Origin of the sequence: Pseudomonas sp. W17 (assembly GCF_040268305.1) — a bacterium.
In the GTDB taxonomy this organism is placed as follows: domain Bacteria; phylum Pseudomonadota; class Gammaproteobacteria; order Pseudomonadales; family Pseudomonadaceae; genus Aquipseudomonas; species Aquipseudomonas protegens.
This window is the reverse complement of the sequence record NZ_CP158490.1, coordinates 1783907-1804300: the sequence shown is the minus strand read 5'-3', so window position 1 is coordinate 1804300 and position 20394 is coordinate 1783907. Positions and strand designations below refer to the sequence as shown.

14 protein-coding genes and 1 pseudogene are annotated in these 20394 nt (G+C 63.6%); 4 read left to right on the top strand and 11 right to left on the bottom strand.

Features of this window, described 5'->3' with window-relative positions; genetic code table 11:
• Window positions 1-301: 301 nt before the first annotated feature.
• The 5 genes from ABCR88_RS08305 to aceK form a co-directional block, all read right to left on the bottom strand.
• Complete coding sequence (locus tag ABCR88_RS08305; RefSeq protein WP_232642628.1) at window positions 302-535, bottom strand: zf-HC2 domain-containing protein; 234 nt, start codon at window positions 533-535, stop codon at window positions 302-304.
• Window positions 529-1143, bottom strand: a complete 615-nt coding sequence (locus tag ABCR88_RS08300) for an RNA polymerase sigma factor (RefSeq protein WP_350404395.1) — start codon at window positions 1141-1143, stop codon at window positions 529-531. Before ABCR88_RS08300 ends, ABCR88_RS08305 begins: the two co-directional genes overlap by 7 nt.
• A gap of 80 nt (window positions 1144-1223) precedes the next feature.
• Window positions 1224-2345, bottom strand: a complete 1122-nt coding sequence (locus ABCR88_RS08295; RefSeq protein WP_232642629.1) for a beta-ketoacyl-ACP synthase III — start codon at window positions 2343-2345, stop codon at window positions 1224-1226.
• Between the two features lie 274 nt (window positions 2346-2619).
• The gene (gene hrpA, locus ABCR88_RS08290; RefSeq protein WP_232642630.1) at window positions 2620-6531 is read right to left on the bottom strand and encodes an ATP-dependent RNA helicase HrpA; all 3912 of its coding nucleotides are present in this window, start codon (window positions 6529-6531) and stop codon (window positions 2620-2622) included.
• Between the two features lie 135 nt (window positions 6532-6666).
• Window positions 6667-8388 (bottom strand): bifunctional isocitrate dehydrogenase kinase/phosphatase, encoded by a 1722-nt coding sequence (aceK, locus tag ABCR88_RS08285; RefSeq protein ID WP_350404393.1) that lies wholly within the window; start codon window positions 8386-8388, stop codon window positions 6667-6669.
• A gap of 413 nt (window positions 8389-8801) precedes the next feature.
• On the opposite strand from aceK, the gene ABCR88_RS08280 reads away from it, so the two are divergent.
• On the top strand, window positions 8802-10427 hold the full coding sequence (locus ABCR88_RS08280; RefSeq protein ID WP_350404391.1) for a methyl-accepting chemotaxis protein: 1626 nt from the start codon (window positions 8802-8804) through the stop codon (window positions 10425-10427).
• A gap of 71 nt (window positions 10428-10498) precedes the next feature.
• Window positions 10499-11392, top strand: a complete 894-nt coding sequence (locus tag ABCR88_RS08275) for a DMT family transporter (RefSeq protein ID WP_232642632.1) — start codon at window positions 10499-10501, stop codon at window positions 11390-11392.
• Window positions 11393-11438: 46 nt separating this feature from the next.
• On the opposite strand, the gene ABCR88_RS08270 is transcribed toward ABCR88_RS08275, so the two are convergent.
• The 4 genes from ABCR88_RS08270 to ABCR88_RS08255 are packed head-to-tail and all read right to left on the bottom strand — an operon-like array spanning window position 11439 to window position 16642.
• On the bottom strand, window positions 11439-13019 hold the full coding sequence (locus tag ABCR88_RS08270) for an aldehyde dehydrogenase (NADP(+)) (protein ID WP_015634567.1): 1581 nt from the start codon (window positions 13017-13019) through the stop codon (window positions 11439-11441).
• Window positions 13020-13060: 41 nt separating this feature from the next.
• A complete protein-coding gene (gene araD1 / locus ABCR88_RS08265; RefSeq protein ID WP_015634566.1) occupies window positions 13061-14056 on the bottom strand; it encodes an AraD1 family protein in 996 nt (331 codons plus the stop codon).
• A gap of 52 nt (window positions 14057-14108) precedes the next feature.
• Window positions 14109-15284 carry an L-rhamnonate dehydratase gene (locus ABCR88_RS08260; RefSeq protein WP_015634565.1) on the bottom strand — a complete coding sequence of 392 codons (1176 nt, stop codon included), beginning with the start codon at window positions 15282-15284 and terminating at the stop codon, window positions 14109-14111.
• A gap of 32 nt (window positions 15285-15316) precedes the next feature.
• Window positions 15317-16642, bottom strand: a complete 1326-nt coding sequence (locus ABCR88_RS08255; RefSeq protein ID WP_053149626.1) for an MFS transporter — start codon at window positions 16640-16642, stop codon at window positions 15317-15319.
• A gap of 475 nt (window positions 16643-17117) precedes the next feature.
• Between ABCR88_RS08255 and ABCR88_RS08250 the strand changes: the two are divergent.
• Together ABCR88_RS08250 and ABCR88_RS08245 are read left to right on the top strand one after the other, a co-directional pair.
• Window positions 17118-17516, top strand: a pseudogene (locus ABCR88_RS08250) (tripartite tricarboxylate transporter permease); the annotation flags it as partial.
• Window positions 17517-17645: 129 nt separating this feature from the next.
• A complete protein-coding gene (locus ABCR88_RS08245) occupies window positions 17646-18590 on the top strand; it encodes a LysR family transcriptional regulator (protein WP_350404390.1) in 945 nt (314 codons plus the stop codon).
• A gap of 15 nt (window positions 18591-18605) precedes the next feature.
• Here the strand turns inward: ABCR88_RS08245 and ABCR88_RS08240 are convergent, their stop codons facing one another.
• Both ABCR88_RS08240 and ABCR88_RS08235 read right to left on the bottom strand, forming a co-directional pair.
• Window positions 18606-18983, bottom strand: a complete 378-nt coding sequence (locus ABCR88_RS08240) for a hypothetical protein (protein ID WP_041116553.1) — start codon at window positions 18981-18983, stop codon at window positions 18606-18608.
• Between the two features lie 348 nt (window positions 18984-19331).
• Window positions 19332-20195, bottom strand: coding sequence for a DMT family transporter (locus ABCR88_RS08235; protein ID WP_350023731.1), 864 nt, complete (start codon window positions 20193-20195; stop codon window positions 19332-19334).
• Window positions 20196-20394: the final 199 nt, after the last annotated feature.

Genomic DNA, 20394 nt, shown 5'->3' with positions numbered 1-20394 from the left:
ACAGGGGAACTTTTTTACTTCGAAATGAAATAAGGCAAAAAGCCTGTACTAGAGCCTTTGCCCTGGGTTTTGCGGGGGAATAGGGGGACACAAGAACCCTGTCACCTTTGATCGGATGACAGTTTCATGTGGCGTCTGTAGCCGTCGAGCCCCGGCGAGGCGGCGCACGGCTCCGTAGGAGACGCCGCGATCCCGAGGGCGCTGCAGGTTCGACGGGAGACCGTCAAGCAAGGCCCTGCGGGCCTTTTCGCAGCCTCGCCGGGGCTCGACAGCGGCTACAGAGTCATGGGGGGAGGCAGGATCAGCGGTGGTTCTGGCGCTCGGCGGCCAGACGCTCGGCCAGTTCATCGAGACCTTCCAGGGGCGGCTCCGGAAGCACTCGCAAGGTGGCCTGGAGCAGGCGCATCTGGCGAATGAAACGCCGGCAATTGGGGCAGAACATCAGGTGATGGCGCACCATCAAGCGCTCGCGAAAGCTCAACTGGCCATCGAGATAATCGCTGGATCGTGCCACTTGTTCCTTACAGGTCAGCATTGGCCGGTTTCCTCAAAATGCTCCACGGTGGCGAAGACCTTCAGACGCGCCCGGTGCAGCAGTACCCGGACATTGGAGAGCGTGAGCCCCAAAAGGTTACAGATCTCTTCCAGCTCCAGGCCCTGGCGTTCGCGCAACAGCAGGACACTGCTCTGCAACTCGGACAGGCTGAGCAGGGTGTGCTCCAGGCAGTCACGCAGCTCAGACTCGGTCAGCAGGGCTTCCGGGGTGTCTTCGTGCCAGGCGAAAGGCGCCACCAGCCAGTGGCCGTCTGTGGAAGAGAAACGCTCATCGCCTACCGTGCCATGGGGCGCCGGCAGATCATCGAGCAATACTTCCCGGCGATTTTGCTTGTAGCGGCTCTTGGCCGCGTTGGCGGTGATGGTCAGCAGCCAGGTCTTGAGGCTGGAACGCCCCTGAAAACCCGCCAGGTTGCGCACCACCGACAGCCAGGCGTCCTGTACCACTTCGTCGGCGTGGCGGTTGCCGACAATGGCGTAAGCCACGGCGCGCATGGCGCTCTGGTAGGTGCCAACCAGCTCCTTGTAAGCCTTTTGTTCGCCCGCCAACAGGCGCTCTAGCAGTTGCGTGTCATCAGCAGCAGCCATTCGTGCCTCGTTCAATCATGCAGGTTTGAGAGGGTGTGACGCGCCAATCCCGCCCGGCGCCACACCTCAATCAGCCTAGATCAACGCTTGCGCAGCAGGACGCTACCAATCGAATAACCGGCACCGAAGGAACTGAGCACAGCCAGGGAACCGCTGGCCAGATCGTCCTGGTACTTGTGGAAGGCAATCACCGAACCCGCCGAACTGGTGTTGGCGTAGGTGTCGAGAATCACTGGCGCCTCTTCCACCGAGGCTTCGCGGCCCAGGAGTTTCTTGACGATCAGGTGGTTCATGCTGAGGTTGGCCTGGTGCAGCCAGAAGCGCTTCACATCGCTGACGTTGAGCTGGTTCTCTTCCAGATGCGCGGCGATCAGTTCCGCCACCATCGGGCACACGTCACGGAACACCTTGCGGCCTTCCTGGACGAACAGCTTGTCCGGCGCGCCGATGCCCTCTTCCGCCGTGCGGTTGAGGAAGCCGAAGTTGTTGCGGATGTTGTTGGAGAACTGGGTCAGCAGCTTGGTGCTGACGATGTCGAACTGGTGCTCGGAGGTGGCCAGGTCGGCGCGTTCGATGATCACCGCGGTGGCAGCGTCGCCGAAGATGAAGTGGCTGTCGCGGTCACGGAAGTTCAGGTGCCCGGTGCAGACTTCCGGGTTGACCATCAGGATCGCCCGGGCCTGGCCCAGCTGCACGCTGTTGGCGGCGGCCTGGATGCCGAAGGTTGCCGAGGAGCAGGCTACGTTCATGTCGAAGCCAAAACCCTGGATGCCCAGTGCGGCCTGGACTTCGATGGCGATGGCCGGGTAGGCGCGCTGCAGGTTGGAGCAGGCGACGATCACCCCGTCGATGTCGGCGGCAGTCTTGCCGGCCCGCTGCAGGGCTTGCTCGGCAGCGGCCACGGCCATCTGACAGAGTACCGACCACTCGTCGTTGGAGCGTTCCGGCAGGCGTGGAGCCATGCGCTGCGGGTCGAGGATGCCGTCCTTGTCCATGACGAAGCGGCTCTTGATGCCCGAGGCCTTTTCGATGAAGGCAGCGTTGGATTCGGTCAGGGCCTGCACTTCGCCGCGCTCGATGGCGGCAGCGTTGTCACTGTTGAACTGGTGGACGTAGGTATTGAACGATTCCACCAGCTCTTCGTTGGAGATGCTGTTGGCCGGGGTAAACAGGCCGGTGCCGCTGATGACGACGTTGTGCACGGTCGTTCCTCTAATGTGTTGAGGCAGAAGGTATTGGCACTCACGTGCCAAACCGTAAAGAGACGATTCCCGCCAAGGGAGCCGTTTCTGGCATCGCTTTATTCCGATCCGCCCAGGCTGCCTGCGATGCAGATAGCCGGGGCCGGCATTTATGACGGCGGAGTTTGCCATAACCTCCGCCATTTCGCCGCAACTGCAAGATCGACGGAGTCAACCCGGTATCGCCCCTAGCGGCGCTTCCACTGGCAACCCAACGCCTACGAAGGGCTTTGGATCAGGCCTCGACCAGGCTCCACTGCTTGCTCAGGCGCTTGTCGGAAATCGGCACCTTGGTCCCCAACTGCTGGGCGAACAGGGACACCCGGTACTCCTCCAGCCACCAGCGGTACAGCTCCAGCTGCGGGTCGCGCTTGCCTTCCTGGGCATGCTTCTGGGCCCGGGTCTGGTACTGGCTCCACAGGCCCGTGAGCTCGCTGCTCCAGACCCGGTCCTTCTGCACCTGGCTGCCGAGTTTCTCGAAGCGCAGTTCCACGGCCTTGAGGTAACGCGGCAGTTCCTTGAGCCACAGGGCCGGGGTTTCCCGGACAAAGCCCGGGTACACCAGGTTCGCCAGCTGGGCCTTGATGTCGTTGAGGGCCACGGCCTGGGCCAGGTCGATCTTGCCCTTGAAGCGTTTTTGCAGGCCGTGCCAGAGCTTGAGGATCTCCAGGGTCAGGCGTGCCAGGCGCTCGGCGTGCTCGGTCCAGGCACCACGCTTGCGCTCGGCCAGGGAGGCCAGGCCCGCGCCATCCCGAGGCAGCACGGCCTCGCCTTCAAGAATGCAACTGTCGAGGCTGGCCAGGAGTATGTCCTCCACCAGCGCATCGACCCGACCCAGTTCGCGGTACAGCAGGCCCAGCTCGGTAAGGCCCGGCAACTTGCCCCGCAGGAACTTGGCCGGCTCGGCCAGTTGCTGCAACAGCAGGCGCTGCAAGGCCCGGCGATGCTGGAACTCGGCTTCGGCAGCGGTGGAGAAGCGCCCTTCCTTGACCGTACCCGCCTCCTCCACCAGGGCCGGGTACACCGTCATCGACAGCCCGGCGATCTTCTGCTGGGTCTTTTCCGCCACCGCGGCAAATACCTTGGCTTGCACCGGTTGCTGGCTCTTGGCAGTCTGCGGCACCGCCAGGGCAGCCTGGCTGGCTTCGGCGAAACGCGCGGTCAGTTCGGCCAGGTCGCGGCCTTCGCCGAGGAACTTGCCCTGGGCGTCGACGATTTCCAGGTTCATCCGCAGGTGGCTTTCCACCTGTTGTTCGGCTTCGCTCCAGGCCTCGTCGCTGACCCGGGCCCCGGTCATGCGCAGCAGCTCGCGGCCCAGGGCCTGGGGCAAGGAGCCCTCGGCGAAGACCATGCGCTGCAGGGCGGCCTTGACGAAGTCCGGCACCGGCACGAAGTTCTTGCGCAGGGCCTTGGGCAGGTTGCGCACCAGGGCGATGCACTTGGCCTCGATCAGCCCCGGCACCAGCCATTCCAGGCGTTCGGCGGGCAGTGCCGGCAGCAGCGGCGCCGGCACCCGCAGGGTCACGCCGTCCCGGGGATGGTTGGGTTCGAAGTGGTAACTCAGGGCCAGTTCCAGGTCACCGATATGCAAGGTGTCCGGGTACTGCTTGGCGGTGACCTCGCTGGCCTCGCGGGCCAGCACGTCTTCCTCGCGCATGATCAACAACTGCGGGTTCTTCTGGCTGTGCACCCGGTACCAGCTGTCGAAGGTCGCGGTCTGGTGGATCTCCGCTGGCAGGCGCGCGTCGTAGAAGGCGAACAGGGTTTCCTCGTCGGCCAGGATGTCGCGGCGCCGGGCCTTGGCCTCCAGCGCATCGAGCTGTTCCAGCAGTTGGGTGTTGGCGCTCAGGCACTTGGCCTTGGACTGGATTTCGCCACGCACCAGGGCCTCGCGGATGAACAGCTCGCGGGACACCACCGGGTCCACCGGGCCGTAATGCACTGGCCGGCGGCCGACCACGATCAGGCCGAACAGGGTGATCTGCTCGTAGGCCACTACCTGGCCGCGCTTCTTCTCCCAATGGGGCTCGAAGTGGTTCTTCTTCACCAGATGGCCGGCCAGGGGCTCGATCCAGTCCGGCTCGATCCTGGCCACCATGCGCGCATAGAGCTTGGTGGTTTCCACCAGCTCGGCGGTCATCAGCCATTGCGGGCGCTTCTTGCCCAGGCCCGAGGACGGGTGGATCCAGAAGCGCCGCTGGCGGGCCCCCAGGTAGTCACCGTCTTCGGTCTTCTGGCCGATCTGGCTGAGCAGGCCTACCAGCACCGCCTTGTGCAGTTTCGGGTAGTCCGCCGGCTCCTTGTTCAGGCTCAGTTGCAGGTCGCGGCAGATCAGGCTCAATTGCCGGTGCGAATCACGCCACTCGCGCAGGCGCAGGTAGTTCAGGAAATTCTTGCGGCACCAGTTGCGCAGCGGGCTGGCGGTGAGGGCCTGGCGCTGTTCTTCGAAGCCGCGCCACAGGTTGACCAGCCCGGCGAAGTCCGAATCCACGTCCTTCCACTGGGCGTGGGCCTGGTCGGCGGCCTGCTGGCGCTCCGGCGGACGCTCGCGGGGGTCCTGGATCGACATGGCGCTGGCGACGATCAGCACTTCCTGGAGGCTGCCGAGCTTGGCCGCTTCCAGCAGCATGCGGCCCATGCGCGGGTCCACCGGCAGGCGCGCCAGTTGCCGGCCCAGTGGTGTCAGCTGGCTGTTGCGGTCGACCGCCGAGAGTTCCTGCAACAGGTTGAAACCGTCACTGATGGCCTTGCCATCCGGCGGTTCGATAAACGGGAAGGCGGTGATTTCCCCCAGGCGCAGGTGCAGCATCTGCAGGATCACCGCCGCCAGGTTGGTACGCAGGATCTCCGGGTCGGTGAATTCCGGCCGGCCGAGGAAATCTTCCTCGCTGTACAGGCGTACGCAGATCCCCGGTTCGACCCGGCCACAACGGCCCTTGCGCTGGTTGGCGCTGGCCTGGGAAATCGCCTCGATGGGCAGGCGCTGGACCTTGGCCCGGTAGCTGTAGCGGCTGATGCGCGCAGTGCCGCTGTCGATCACGTAGCGGATGCCCGGCACGGTCAGCGAGGTTTCGGCGACGTTGGTCGCCAGCACCACGCGCCGGCCCGGGTGGGACTGGAAGATGCGCTGCTGTTCGGCCGGCGACAGGCGCGCGTACAGCGGCAGGATCTCGGTGTGCTTGAGCTGGGCCTTGCGCAGCATCTCCGCGGCGTCGCGGATCTCCCGCTCGCCGGGCAGGAACACCAGCACATCCCCGGGGCTGCGCCTTTCACTGCGTTCATGGGCGGCGATTTCATCCAGGGTGGCGAGGATCGCCTGGTCCACCGTGAGGTCGTCCTCGACCCGGTTGCCCTCCTCGTCCTGTTCCAGGGTCAACGGGCGATACCAGGTTTCCACCGGGAAGGTACGGCCGGAGACCTCGACGATCGGCGCGTTATCGAAGTGCTTGGAGAAGCGCTCAAGGTCGATGGTCGCCGAGGTGATGATGACCTTCAGGTCCGGGCGCCGCGGCAGCAGGGTCTTGAGGTAGCCGAGGAGGAAGTCGATGTTCAGGCTGCGCTCGTGGGCCTCGTCGACGATGATCGTGTCGTAGCGTTCCAGGTAGCGATCGTTCTGGGTTTCCGCCAGCAGGATGCCGTCGGTCATCAGCTTGATCAGGGTGCTGGAATCGCTCTGGTCCTCGAAGCGCACCTGGTAGCCCACCAGCGAGCCCAGGGGCGTGGCCAGCTCTTCGGCGACCCGGCTGGCCACGCTGCGGGCGGCAATCCGCCGGGGCTGGGTATGACCGATCAGGCCATGCTGGCCACGACCGATTTCCAGGCAGATCTTCGGCAACTGGGTGGTCTTGCCCGAGCCGGTCTCGCCGGCAATGATCAGCACCTGATGCTTGAGCAGCGCCTCCTTGATCTCGTCGCGCTTGGCGGCAATCGGCAGGCTGTCGTCATAGCGGATCTGCGGCACGCTCTGGCGCCGCGCCGTCACCAGGTTGCAGGAAGCCTGCATGCGCTCCAGCCACTGGGCGAGCTTGGCCTCGTCGGGCTTCTTGCGCAGTTCGAGCAACTGCCGGCGCAACCGGTGACGGTCGCCGAGCATGGCTTGATCGAGGTTTTTCAGCAGTTGGTCGATTGCAGGCGATTCGTCAGTCATCAGGTACGCAAGGGTCGTCTATTTAGGCAGGGCGCGATTGTCGCAGAAAAGTCCATGCAATACGTAGGAGCCGGCTTGCCGGCGAAGCGGCCAGTGAGGAGGCCTTCGCCGGCAAGCCGGCTCCTGCACTTCTATTTATTCGTCTTCCAGGCCTTGGCGCCGATAAGGGAAGACATCGATCACCTTGCCAGCGCGGATGGCCTCCTGCAGGCCCTTCCAGTAATCGGCGTTGTACAGCTCGCCGTGCAGCTGGTCGAACAGCTTGCGCTGGCCGGCATCGGCGAACAGGAACGGCGGGAACTCCTCGGGAAACACGTCGTGGGGGCCGATGGAGTACCAGGGTTCGGAAGCCATTTCATCTTCCGGGGTGCGGGGGGCCGGAATGTGGCGGAAGTTGGCTTCGGTGAGGAAGCAGATTTCGTCGTAGTCATAGAACACCACCCGGCCATGGCGGGTGACGCCGAAGTTCTTCAGCAGCATGTCGCCGGGGAAGATGTTGGCCGCCGCCAACTGCTTGATCGCCAGGCCGTAGTCCTCCAGGGCCTCGCGCACCTGGGCTTCGTTGGCATGCTCCAGGTAGAGGTTGAGCGGGGTCATGCGCCGCTCGGTCCAGCAGTGGCGGATCAGCACCGTCTGGCCTTCCACCGCCACCGTGGAGGGCGCCACTTCCAGCAGTTCCTCAAGGCACGCCGGGTCGAACTTGCTCAGGGGGAAGCGGAAGTCGGCGAACTCCTGGGTATCGGCCATGCGGCCCACCCGATCCACGCTTTTCACCAGCCGGTATTTCTCGATCACCGTGGCCCGGTCGACGTTCTTCGACGGCGAGAAGCGGTCCTTGATGATCTTGAACACGGTGTTGAAGCCCGGCAGGGTGAACACGCTCATGACCATACCGCGCACCCCGGGAGCCATGATGAAGCGATCGTCGGTGCTGGCCAGGTGGTTGATCAGGGCACGGTAGAACTCCGACTTGCCGTGCTTGTAGAAACCGATGGAGGTGTACAGCTCGGCGATGTGCTTGCCCGGCAGGATGCGCTTGAGGAAGCCAATGAATTCCGCCGGCACCGGCACGTCCACCATGAAGTAGGAACGGGTGAAGGAAAAGATGATCGAGACGTCCGCCTCATCGGTGATCAGCGCGTCGATCTGGACCCCCCGGCCTTCGCGGTGCAGCAGCGGGATCACCAGCGGCCACTGTTCTTCATGGGTGAAGATGCGCCCCACCAGGTAGGCGCCCTTGTTGCGGTACAGCACCGAGGAAAACAGCTCCAGGGTCAGCTCCGGGTCCTTGCACACCCAATCCGGCAGGTTCTCCCGCAATTGCGCCTCCAGGCGCCGCAGGTCCCCCGGCAGGTCGGCGTAGTCCTCGCTGAAGCGGTAGTCGGCGAACACCTGTTCGAGCATCGTTGCCAGTTCGCCCTGGGGCTTGTAGCTGCGGGTCTGCGCGGCCCGGGCCCGGCGCAGGCTGGGCCGGGTGGTGTGGATGAACATGCAGCCGTCGCTGATCAGGTCGTGGCTGAACAGGCCGCAGAAGATCGAGTTGTACCAGGTCTCGGACAGCTCATCGTCAAAGCGCAGGTCGATCAGGCTGATGTAGGCGCTTTTCACCAGTGGCCACTGGCTGACATCCATCAGCGACTCGGTGCTGAAGGCCTGGTGCAGGCGGGCCACGGTCTCGCCCACCTTCTCTTCATACAGGTTGATCCGCGCTGCCGAGGCCTTTTGCGCTTGCTGCCACTGCGCCTGCTCGAAGCGTTGCCGGGCACCGTCGGTGATCTGGCGAAAGTGCTCGCGGTAGTCGTCGAAGCCATCGAGGATCATTCGAGCGATATCGGCGGCGGGCCATGACTGCGACATAAAGAGACCTCTGCGGGAATTTACGATGCCAGAGCTTAGCCAGTGAAACGTCCCAAGGAGAAGCGCATTTTTTCACCCGGCCCGTCGCGCCAGGAAATCTTTACCAGGCCTGACTGCAAGTTTTTTAATCGACCGTTCGGTCAACAAAAAACCATCAGTCAGGCGAATCCGACCTTAATCGATTCACCTACAGGCCGCCCCCGGCGGGGGTGAAGGCTTGAAACACCCGCCAAGCGGCCCCGCAAAAAAAAGCCATCGACATCTGCAAAAGCTCAGGTGTAGCGAGGAAAAGGCTCTATTCAGGGCCTTTCAATATAGTGGCACTTTGCCATATAAAGCCCCCACCCTCCCCAAACAACACCTCTAAATCAGCGAGGGCCGAATGTTTTTTTAATGTTTTTAAGGAGCACATGATGTTGATCAGGAATCTTCGAATCGGCTTGCGAGCCAGCTTGAGTTTTGCGGTGTTGGCCAGCTTGCTGGTGATTGTCGGGCTGTTCTGCCTGGGGCAGATGGCCACCCTGCGCGAAAGCGCAAAAGTCATAGAAGCCTCGTGGATGCCCAGCATCGAGAACATCCATGACAGTGCTGCCAACATCGCTACCATCCGCCTGGAAGCGCTGCGGTTGCTGGTCAATGACCAGCCCCAGAGCCGGGAAAAGAGCAAGCGCATGATCGCCGACGAACAACAGGAACTGGCCCAGCGCCTGGAGCGGCACAAGGCACTGATGACCAATGAGCAGGAAGCGGCAATGCTGGAGCGGCTGAAAAATACCATCGACCAGTACACCCGCCTTCTGCAACAGATCATCGAGCAGATCGACGCAGGTCTTAAAGAGCAGGCCTACACCCGACTCAATGTTGAACTGGCGCCCCTGGGTAGCCAGTTGGACATCGCCCTGGAAGAGCTGATCCAGTTCAACCAGCGAGGCGCCGATACCGCCGCCGAGGACGCCGCCACACTCTATGAACGTTCGCAGTGGATCGTCGGCATCATCATTGCAATCGCCCTGGCCAGCACCTTGCTATTGGCCTGGTTGCTGACCCGCAGCATCACGGCGCCGCTGGCCCAGGCCCTGGGGGTGGCCCGGACAATCGCCGCCGGCGACCTGAGCCAGAACGTCAACGGTCAGGGGCGGGATGAACCGGCGCAACTGCTGACGGCCCTGGCCGGCATGCAGGACAACCTGCGCTCGACCATCCGTGGCATCGCCGAGTCGTCGCAGCAGCTGGCCTCGGCCGCCGAGGAGATGAGCTCGGTGATGGAACAAAGTACCCGCGGCCTGCAGTTGCAGAACGATGAAATCGAGCAAGCCGCCACCGCCGTCACGCAAATGAGCGCGGCCGTGGATGAAGTCGCCGGCAACGCGGTCTCCAGCGCCGAAGCCTCCCAAGCCTCGGACCAGGACAGCCGGCACGGCCATCATCAAGTCAGCCAGACCATCGCATCGATCCAGCAACTGGTCAGTGAAGTGTTGAGCGCCTCGGAGCAGGCCCAGGGGCTGGCGTCCCAGGCCCAGGACATCAGCAAAGTGCTGGAGGTAATTCGGGCCATTGCCGGGCAGACCAACCTGCTGGCACTCAATGCCGCAATCGAGGCCGCCCGAGCCGGCGAGGCCGGGCGTGGCTTTGCCGTGGTGGCGGACGAAGTGCGCTCACTGGCCCAACGCACCCAGGACTCCACCGAGGAAATCGAACAGATGATCAACCGTATCCAGCACGGCACCGATGCTACCGTCAGCGCTCTGCAGAGCAGCGCCGAACAGGCCGGGCAAACCCTGCAGCAGGCCAACGGCGCAGGCAGCGCGCTGGAGAAGATCACCGGGGCGATCTCACAGATCAGCCAGCGCAACCTGGTGATCGCCAGTGCCGCCGAGCAGCAGGCACTGGTGGCCCGGGATGTGGACCGCAGCCTGGTGAACATCCGCGACCTGTCGACCCAGACGGCCGCGGGCGCCACCCAGACCTCCGCCGCGAGCCAGGAACTGTCGCGGCTGGCGGTGGACCTGAATGGCCTGGTCACGCGATTTGTTCTGTAGCGGGTGCGATAGGATTTGCCATGTACCCAGGCTCTGGGCAACATCGCCGCCCTTCAACAAAGGAAAGTGCCGTGAGACTTGTCGATCTGCTGCGCCTGCTGTCGCTGGCCGCCATCTGGGGCGCGAGCTTCTTGTTCATGCGCATCATCGCCCCGGTGCTGGGCAGCGTGCCCACGGCCTTCTTCCGGGTGTCCATCGCTGCGCTCGGGCTGCTGGTGATGCTGGCCTTGATGCGGGTCGACTGGAACTTTCGCGGCAAGCTCAAGACCGTGCTGCTGCTCGGGGTGATCAACTCCGGGATACCCGCGACGATGTACTCGGTGGCGGCCCAGGTGCTGCCCGCCGGCTACTCGGCGATCTTCAATGCCACCACGCCGTTGATGGGGGTGTTGATCGGCGGCCTGTTTTTCCATGAACGCCTGACCCCGAGCAAATTCGCCGGGGTCTGCCTGGGCCTGCTCGGCGTCGGCATCCTGACCCGCGCCGGCCCCGTGGCCTTCGACCGAGACCTGCTGCTGGGCGCCCTGTCCTGCTTGATGGCCACCACCTGCTACGGCTTCGCCGGGTTCCTCGCCCGACGCTGGCTGGACCAGGCCGGCGGCCTGGACAGCCGCCTGTCGGCCCTGGGCAGCATGCTGGGAGCGACCCTGCTGCTGTTGCCGCTGTTCGCCTACAACGCCATCAGCCACCCGCCCCCCAGCTGGGGTGGCTGGAGCGTATGGCTATCGCTTTTGGGGCTGGGGCTGGGCTGCACCGCGTTTGCCTACGTGCTGTATTTCCGCCTGCTCAGCGCCATCGGCCCGGTGCGCTCGATGACCGTGACCTTCATGATCCCGCCATTCGGCGTACTGTGGGGCGCGTTACTGCTGGACGAGCCGCTGTCCATGGCCCACCTGTATGGCGGCGCGCTGATTGCCGCCGCGCTGTGGCTGGTGCTCAGGCCGGCGGTGAAGGCCGCAGCCTGAAACAGGCTGCCGGCATCTGCTCAAGGCCTGTTGCGGCCGCCCAGGGTCAAAGCGCGGCGTTGCTCATTTCTCCGTCCACCAGGCGTCGTATACCCAGCGGGTTGGCATTGCGCAGGGCTTCAGGCAGCAGCGCGTCCGGGTAGTTCTGGAAACATACCGGGCGCAGGAAGCGCGCGATCGCCAGGCTGCCCACCGAGGTGCCACGGGCATCCGACGTTGCCGGATAAGGCCCGCCGTGAACCATCGCATCGCAGACTTCGACCCCGGTCGGATAGCCATTGAGCAATAGCCGGCCGACCTTTTCCTGCAAGACCTCGCTGAGCCAGCGATGCTCCAGCAGTTCCTGTTCCTCGCCGATCAAGGTCGCGGTCAGTTGCCCACGCAGCCCCTGCAAGGCCGCCGCCAGTTCACGCTGATCCGCCACTTCGATGACGATGCTGGCCGGGCCGAAGACTTCCTCCTGAAGCAGTTCATCGCCCTCCAGCAACAGGCTGACATCGGCCTGAAATAGCTGAGCCTGTGCCTGGGCGCCCTGCTGTGGCCGCCCCGCCAGGTGCCGCAGACGTGGATGCTGGTGCAAGGCTGCAAGCCCCTGACAATAGCTGACCAGCGTGCCGCTGTTGAGCATGGTCTGCGGCGCCTGCTGGTCCATCTGCGTGCTGAACTGCTGGAGAAAGGCGCTGAACTGCGGCGAGCGCAGGCCGATGATCAGGCCAGGATTGGTACAGAACTGACCCGCACCCAAGGTCACCGAACCCGCCAGTTCGGCGGCGATCTGCGAACCCCGGGCCCTGAGAGCCTCGGGCAGCAGGATCACCGGGTTGATGCTCGACATCTCGGCGAACACCGGGATCGGCTGCGGCCGGGTCGCGGCCATCTGGCACAAGGCATTGCCACCCTTGAGGGAGCCGGTAAAGCCCACCGCCTGGATCGCCGGGTGCTTGACCAGCCACTCCCCGACCCCGGCTCCGTAGATCATGTTGAACACTCCGGCGGGCATCCCGCTGCGCTGCGCCGCGCGGATGATCGCGTCCGCCACCCACTCGGCAGTCGCCATGTGCCCGCTGTGGGCCTTGAACACCACCGGGCAACCGGCGGCCAGGGCCGCAGCGGTGTCGCCACCGGCGGTGGAGAACGCCAGGGGGAAGTTGCTGGCACCAAACACCGCCACCGGGCCCAGGCCGATGTGGTACTGGCGCAGGTCCGGGCGCGGCAGCGGCTGGCGCTGGGGCAAGGCGCGATCGATGCGTGCAGCATAGAAGTCGCCCCGACGCAGGACCCTGGCGAACAAACGCAACTGGCCGCTGGTACGCCCTCGCTCGCCCTGAATGCGCCCGGCGGGCAAGGCAGTTTCCCGGCAGACAGTGGCGATGAAGTCATCCCCGAGGCCGTCCAGTTCATCGGCAATGGCATCGAGAAACTGCGCACGCCGCTCGGCGCTGAGGTTGCGGTACAGCGGGTAGGCCAGCGCCGCGGCCCGGGCCGCGGCATCCACTTCCGCCGCGGTCGCCTGAAAGAAGCTTCCCGGCAGGGCTTGGCCACTGCTGGCATCCAGGCTGTGCAACTGCACCTCGCCCAGAGCGCTGCGGGCGCCACCAATGTAGTTGTGTCCAGACAAGCGAGTCATGAGAATTCCTTGACCGGCGCCAGAGGCCGGTGGTTGAAGATTTACAGGGCCCGTACCTGGCCGATGGCCAAGGGCTGGACGCTTGCACCGATGGTGTTTTCCAGGGGCGCGCCGAAGGCTTCGAGGCTGATCTGGAAGCGGTCGCCGGGGCGCGTGCGTACACCGTCGGCAAAGGACAGGGTGGCGGTGCCGAAGTAGTGCACATGGACGTCGCCGGGACGCAGGAACTGCGCGTACTTGAAGTGGTGGTATTCGAGGTTGGCCAGGCTATGGCACATGTTGTCCTCACCGCTGAGAAACTCCCTTTCCCAGAGCACTTCAGCGTTGCGGATAATGCGGCTGCGGCCCACCAGGTGCCGGGGCAGTTCGCCGACCCGCAATTCCGGGCCGTAGGCGCAGTAGCGCAGCTTCGAGTGGGCCAGGTACAGGTAGTTGCGCCGCTCCATCACATGGTCGGAGAACTCGTTGCCCAGGGCATAACCGACGCGGTACGGCAATCCATCATCACCGATCACATAAAGGCCGGTGAGCTCCGGTTCCTCCCCCCCATCCTCGGCAAACGGCGGCAGCGGAAAATCGCCGCCGGGACGCACGACAATGCTGCCGTCGCCCTTGTAGAACCATTCCGGCTGGGCCCCCACTTGCCCGGCCTCGGGCTTGCCGCCTTCCAGGCCCCATTTGAAGATGCGCATGGTGTCGGTCATGCCCGCTTCGACCTCGCCGTCATGCTGGTGCATCTTGTCCCGGGTCGAGGCGCTGCCCAGGTGGGTCAGGCCGGTGCCGCTGATCAGGCAATGGGCCGGGTCCTCATGGTCCAGGGGCGGCAGCACCCGGCCCTGCTGCAACAGCTGTGCATAGTCCGGTCCCGGATCACTGCCGCGCAGCTGCGCTTCCTGCTGCAGGCTGCGCTGGTTGCGGATCGCCGCCAGGGCCAGTTCACGGGTGCTGGAGGTGTTGCGCAATACTCGCACTTGCTGCTCTTCGATCACTCCGACCTGACGCTGACCGGTGCTGCTGGCAAATTGAATCAAGCGCATGTTCGCTCTCCCATAGGTGTGTACGGCGCCGCCCGCAAGCGGCGCCCGAGGCTTATTCGATGATGTTGAATTCGCTCAGGTAGTCTTCGCAGATTTCCAGGCCCAGGCCCGGCTTGTGGTCATCGAGCTGGATGTAGCCCTTGACTGGCTGCGGCTCGCCCTTGAACACGTAGTAGAAGAGTTCGTTGCCGACCTCGACGTCGAACACCGGGAAGAACTCGGCCATCGGCGAGGCCGTGGTGGACAGGGTCAAGTGGTAGTTGTGCATCTGCCCGGCATGGGGAATCACAGGCACCGACCAGGCTTCGGCCATGGCGTTGATCTTGCGCGCGGCGGTGATGCCGCCGACGCGGTTGGTGTCGTACTGGATCACGTCGACGGCGCGGCGTTCCAGCAAGTCCTTGAAGCCATAGGAGGTGAACTCGTGCTCACCGCCGGAGATCGGCATGATGCCCATCTTCTTCAGTTCGACGTAGCCTTCGAGGTCGTCGGCGATCACCGGCTCCTCCAACCAGCGCGGCTCGAACTCCGCCAGCTTGGGCAACATGCGCCGGGCGTATTCCAGGGTCCAGCCCATATAGCACTCGAGCATGATGTCCACATCCGGGCCGGCCAGTTCGCGCAGAGCGCGTACCTGCTCGATGTTGCGGCGCATGCCGGCCGGGCCGTCCTTGGGACCGTAGCCGAAGCGCATCTTCAGCGCAGTGAACCCCTGGTTGAGGTAGCCCTGGGCCTCTTCGAGGAACAGGTCGAGATTGTCATTGGCGTAGAGCTTGGAGGCGTAGGTCCAGATCTTGTCCTTGGTGCGCCCGCCGAGGAGCTTGAACACCGGCTTGTTCACCGCCTTGCCCATGATGTCCCAGAGGGCGATGTCGATCGCCGAGATGGCCGCCATGCCGATGCCCTTGCGCCCCCAGGCGTGACTCTGACGGTACATTTTCTGCCAGATGTATTCGTTGTCGAAAGGGTCCTCACCGATGGCGATCGGCGCCAGGTAGGTGTCGATGATTTCCTTGGCCACCCGCGGCGCCAGGGCGCAATTGCCGATGCCCACCAGGCCGTTGTCGGTTTCCACTTCCACCACCAGCCAGCCGTGGAAACGGAACGAGCCCATGGCATCGCCACGCTCGAAGAGGATGTCCGTGGCATTGGTGCAGAAGTGCGCCTGAGGTGGCACGACTTTGCCTTTCCATTCGAATACACGGGTGCGGATCGCGGTGATTTTCATCAGGGGGTTTCCTTGCAAGGCGTGGGTAGTGATCAGCCGACCTGGGCCGGTGTGAGCTGTTTGGGAGCTGTCGGGGTGTGCCGAGTATTCAGGCGTGACAGCAGGATGGCGCCGAGGATGCCTACCAGGGCCAGGGCGAACATCCCCGCACGTGGATCGGCAAACTGGGTTTCCATCAGGGTCTTGAGGTTCGGCGCGACAAAGCCGCCGAGGTTGCCGATGGAGTTGATCAGGGCGATGCCACCGGCCGCCGCGGCACCGCTGAGGTAGCCGGTGGGGATGGTCCAGAACAGCGGCTGCACGGCGACGAAGCCGGCGGCGGCGAAACAGAAGGCCAGGACCACCGGGACCATGCTGCTGCCCAATGCCGAGGCAGCGATGCCCAGGGCGGCCATGGTCAGCATCACCACCGCCAGGCGCTGATGCTGACCACTGCGGTCGGCATAGCGGGTCACCAGGCGGGTCACCAGCAGGGCGCAGATCCACGGAATCGCAGTGATCAGCCCGACGCTGAGGCCCACGTGGCCGTCCAGCAGCCCGGCGATGCGTGTCGGCAGGTAGAACACCACGCCGTAGACGCTCATCTGGATGGTGAAATAGGCCAGGCAGAATTGCAGGACCCGGGGATTGCGCAGGGCACTGAGGAAGCCGTGGGGGCTGCTGTCCTTTTTCCTTGCGTCCTCTGCGGCCAGGGCGTCATGCAGCGCCTGCTTCTGCTCGACGCTCAACCAGCGCGCATCGCCGGGACGATCCACCAGGTAGAAGTAGGCGGCGATACCTACCACCGACGCCATCAGGCCCTCGACCACGAACAGCCATTGCCAGTTGGTCAGGCCGAACACCCCATGGAATTCCAGCAACCAGCCCGAGAGCGGGCTGCCGAGGACCAGCGCCAGGGGTAGGCCGAAGTAGAACAGCCCCAGGGCCTGGCCCCGGCTCTGGGCTGGAAACCAGTAGGTGAGGTAGAGAATGATCCCCGGGAAGAAGCCGGCCTCGGCCACGCCCAGAAGAAAGCGCAGCACATAAAACGTCTGGGCGTTGTGAGCGAACATCATCGCCGCCGACACCAGACCCCAGGTGACCATGATCCGGCACAACCAGACCCGCGCACCGAGGCGATGCAGCATGTAGTTGCTGGGCACTTCGAAGAAGGCGTAGCCAATGAAGAAAATGCTCGCGCCAAAAGCGAAGGCTGCATCGCCGAGGCCGGTGTCGGCTTGCAGCGCCGCCTTGGCGAAGCCGACGTTGGAACGGTCGATAAAGGCCAGGATATACATCAGGATCAGGAAGGGCAGCAGACGCAGCCGGCTTTTGGAGATGGCGCTGGCGAGCGCCAGCGCAGAATCTGGACGGGTCATGTGGAGGTTCCTTGAGTGCCGGTCAGGCCTTGCGCAAGGGACAAGGCGGGCTTTTTGTAGTTGTTCGATCGTTTGAGGGAGTCGCTGACAGCCGCTCAATCGATGAGGCGACTTTAGCCAGCGCCGACGGCACCGGCTAATCACTTATGGGTATCCAGCGATAACCGCCGGTGATCACAAGAGACCTTTTATTGTCCTTTTGGGTTATCAGATATCTTGCGTACCTTTCGCTGGCAAGCCCACTTCTATAGCCTTGCCGGCCAAAGCATGGGAATGCGGGAGCAAGGAAACGCGGCGATCAGTGGCGGTGGGCGCCCATGCGGCAGGCGATTTCGAAGGCCTAGCGGATGGCGCCGACATTGGCCTTATCCTGCCCGGCCATATCGGGCTGATGGTGGTGGGCGTACTGCTGGGTATGCTGGTGGAAGTGCTGCCCGGTACCTTTCGCGGCGTGCTGCTGACCTTCCTGTCGACTGAGATCGAAGGCGTGAGCGCCCCGGAAACCGCCGACCACGCCGCCGGCACCAGCGCCCTGCTGCCGATTCTGACCCTGGGTATTCCCGGCTCTGCCACCGCTGCGGTAATGCTTGGCGGCCTGATGATCTGGGGGCTGCACCCGGGGCCGACACTGTTCGTCGAGCAGCACGATTTCGTCTGGGGGCTCATCGCCAGTATGTACCTGGGCAACGTGGCCAGCCTGATCGTGGTGCTGGTCACCGTGCCGCTGTTCGCCTCGATCCTGCGGATTCCGTTCTCGATCATTGCGTCGATCATCATGGTCTGCGCCATTGGTGCCTACTCGGTGCACAACGCCTTCTTCGACGTGGTGCTGATGCTGTTCTGGCCGCTGCTGTCTGCCGCCCTGCAGCGGCTGCTTCAGCGCCGTGCAGAAAGCTGAATGAACATCCCCCGGCCCAATGAGCCCCTACCCTTGACGTAGCCCCTGGCAAGGCCTGGCATTTATTGTCAGGCTTGCCGCTGCCTTTTACTGCGAGCCCGGCCCATGACCAAGATTCCTGATGCCAATGTGATCCACAGCCGCCTGCGCCTGCGACAACTGCGGCTGATGCTGGCCTTGCAGGAGTTCGGCTCGCTACGCCGCGCAGCGGACAACATTGGCATGACCCAACCAGCAGCCACCAAGATGCTCCACGAAGCGGAGGACCTGCTGGGTGTGGAGCTGTTCGAACGCCTGCCTCGGGGCATGCGTCCCACGCCTTTCGGCGAGACGGTGCTCTACTACGCCCAGATGGTCTTCGCCGAGCTCAGCGGCATGCGTGAGGAACTGGTAGCCCTGGAGTCCGGCAACCTCGGGCGGGTAGCGGTGGGAGCCATTCCGGCCCTGGCCTCAGGACTGCTGACGCGGACCATCGCCACTCTCAAGCAAAGCCATCCACGGTTGTCCATGAGCATCCAGGTCGACACCAGCGACGTGCTGGTACAGGCCTTGCTCCAGGATCAACTGGACATCGTCCTGGGCAGGATTCCCGGCGGCGCACGGGCCGAGGAACTGCTCTTCGACAGCCTGGGTGAAGAGGCCCTGTGCGTGATCGCCGGGGCGCAGAATCCGCTGGCACAAGCCACGCACCTGAGCTGGGCACAATTGCAGAACGAAACCTGGGTCTTGCAACAGCATCCCAGCCCCATGCGCTCGATCATCAACCAGGTGTTTCACAACGCCCGGGTCGATATCCCCAGCAGCATCGTCGAGACCACCTCGATCATGACCTTGCTGTCTCTGGTGCAGCAGACCGACATGATCGGTGTTACGCCGGTTTCGGTAGTCGAAGACTATCCCGGACGTCACCTGTTGGCGGTGCTGCCGATCCAGTTTGAAGCGCGCTTGCCGCCCTTCGGGTTGATCACCCGGCGGCACCGCATCCAGTCATCGGCGATGCAAGCCTTCATGAACTCGGTTCGCAAGGAACACGGGCTGAGCCGAGACTGAATGCCGCCCAGGGGCTCAAGGAACACTCACGGTGATCAGGTAGGCGCCCGAGGTCACGGCCTTGCCGGCCTGATCGATAACGGCATATTGCTGGTCGTAATAGCGCCCCTCGCGCCCGCTGTCGGCCAGGAGCTTGACCTTGACTACAGTGTTTCCCGGGCCGCTGGCGCTGGCCAGCGGGCCGACCCGCCGAACGTCAATGGATCCCCCACGCGAGCCCTGAGGGCACTGCCGCAAGTTCAGCCCATCGCTGGCAGCATTGGAGGTGCAGTTGGACTCTACGATCTTGCCGTAAAAACGGATGATGCCTTGCCCTGAGGGAGTGGCGGCAAGGCAACTGCCCGATAGCCCAAGGAACAGACTCAAAGCAGTGGAAGCAAGCGCTACGTTCATCCTGACTCTCCTGGTGTGTAAGGACTTTATCGTCAGTCTAGGTACGGGCTTTAGATTTTGAGAAAAGTCTGATGGACTGTTTGGAAGCATTAGAAAAGAAGTCCAATCAGCTGGTTATCAAAATCACCTGCAAGCGTTGCTCAGGCGACTCATCGAGCTGCCCTACGCGGCGCTGAAGCCCTGTCCCAATGCAGTTGGCGAGTACCTTTTAGATAATGATGCCATATGGCCACTATTCAACATAAAAGTCGACCCTTCATGCCATAAATAGGGAAAACAACCGACCGGGCATTGCACCCGGCCGGTGTCGTCAGCGACGGTGCGCAGAGCTCACGCCGCCCAGGACGGTCAAGGCTGCTTGCGGAACACGAACACCAGCCCGACGATGATCAGGCCCATGCCCACCAGGCTCAGCAGCCCCAGGCGGTTGCCGAAGAACAGGTAGTCCATCAGCGCGGTCACCGCAGGCACCAGGTAGAACAGGCTGGTGACATTCACCAGGTTGCCCTGGGCAATCAGCCGATACAGCAGCAGCGTGGCCAGCACCGACACCACCAGCCCCATCCACAGCAGTGGAATCACGAAACCTGCACTGTGCTCGAAGTGAAACGGCTGGAACGGCACGAACAGCGCACACAGCAGCAGCCCTGCCAGGTACTGCACCGGCAGCGTGCCCAGGGGATTGTCGGTGATGCGTTTCTGCATGATCGAACCGGCGGTCATGCTGACCAGGGCCAGCAGCCCGCACAGCATGCCGGTGATGGACATCCCCGCCAGGCCGATGCTCTGGTAGACCACCATCACCAGCCCGGCCAGCCCCAGGCTCAGGCCAAACAGCCGGCTACAGGAGCGCTGGCGCTCCATCAGCACCACCGTGAGGATCGGCTGCACCCCCATGATGGTGGCCATGACCCCGGGGGTCACCTTCAGGTCCAGGGCCAGGATGTAGAAGATCTGGTAGGCCCCCAGCAGCACCAGGCCGGTGGCCACGGCAAAGCCCATGGCCCGGCGCCCACGGGGCAACCTGAGCTTGAGCAGGGGCGCCAGCAGCATCAGGCCGATCAGGGCAATGACGAAGCGCAGCAGCAGGAAGGCAAAGGGTGAAGCGTGGGCCAGGCCCCATTTGGAGAAAATGGCGCCACTGCTCCAGAGCAGGACGAACAGGCTCGTGGAAGCGGCCGCGAGCGCGGACTTTTTTGAAATGAGCAACATGAAAACCACCTGTAATCAGGCAAGAAGCCAATTCAGCCGAGGCTGAAGTTCAGTAGTGTTTTTTTCAGGCGGGCGCAGGGAACAGCAGCGGTTGCTGATCAGCCCGAGAAGCCAACGCCCGGCGGTGATACGACTGCGTACACCGGCGTGCTACTGACAGGTGGGGGGTAATGACCGATCTGCACAGGCTGCTGATTCC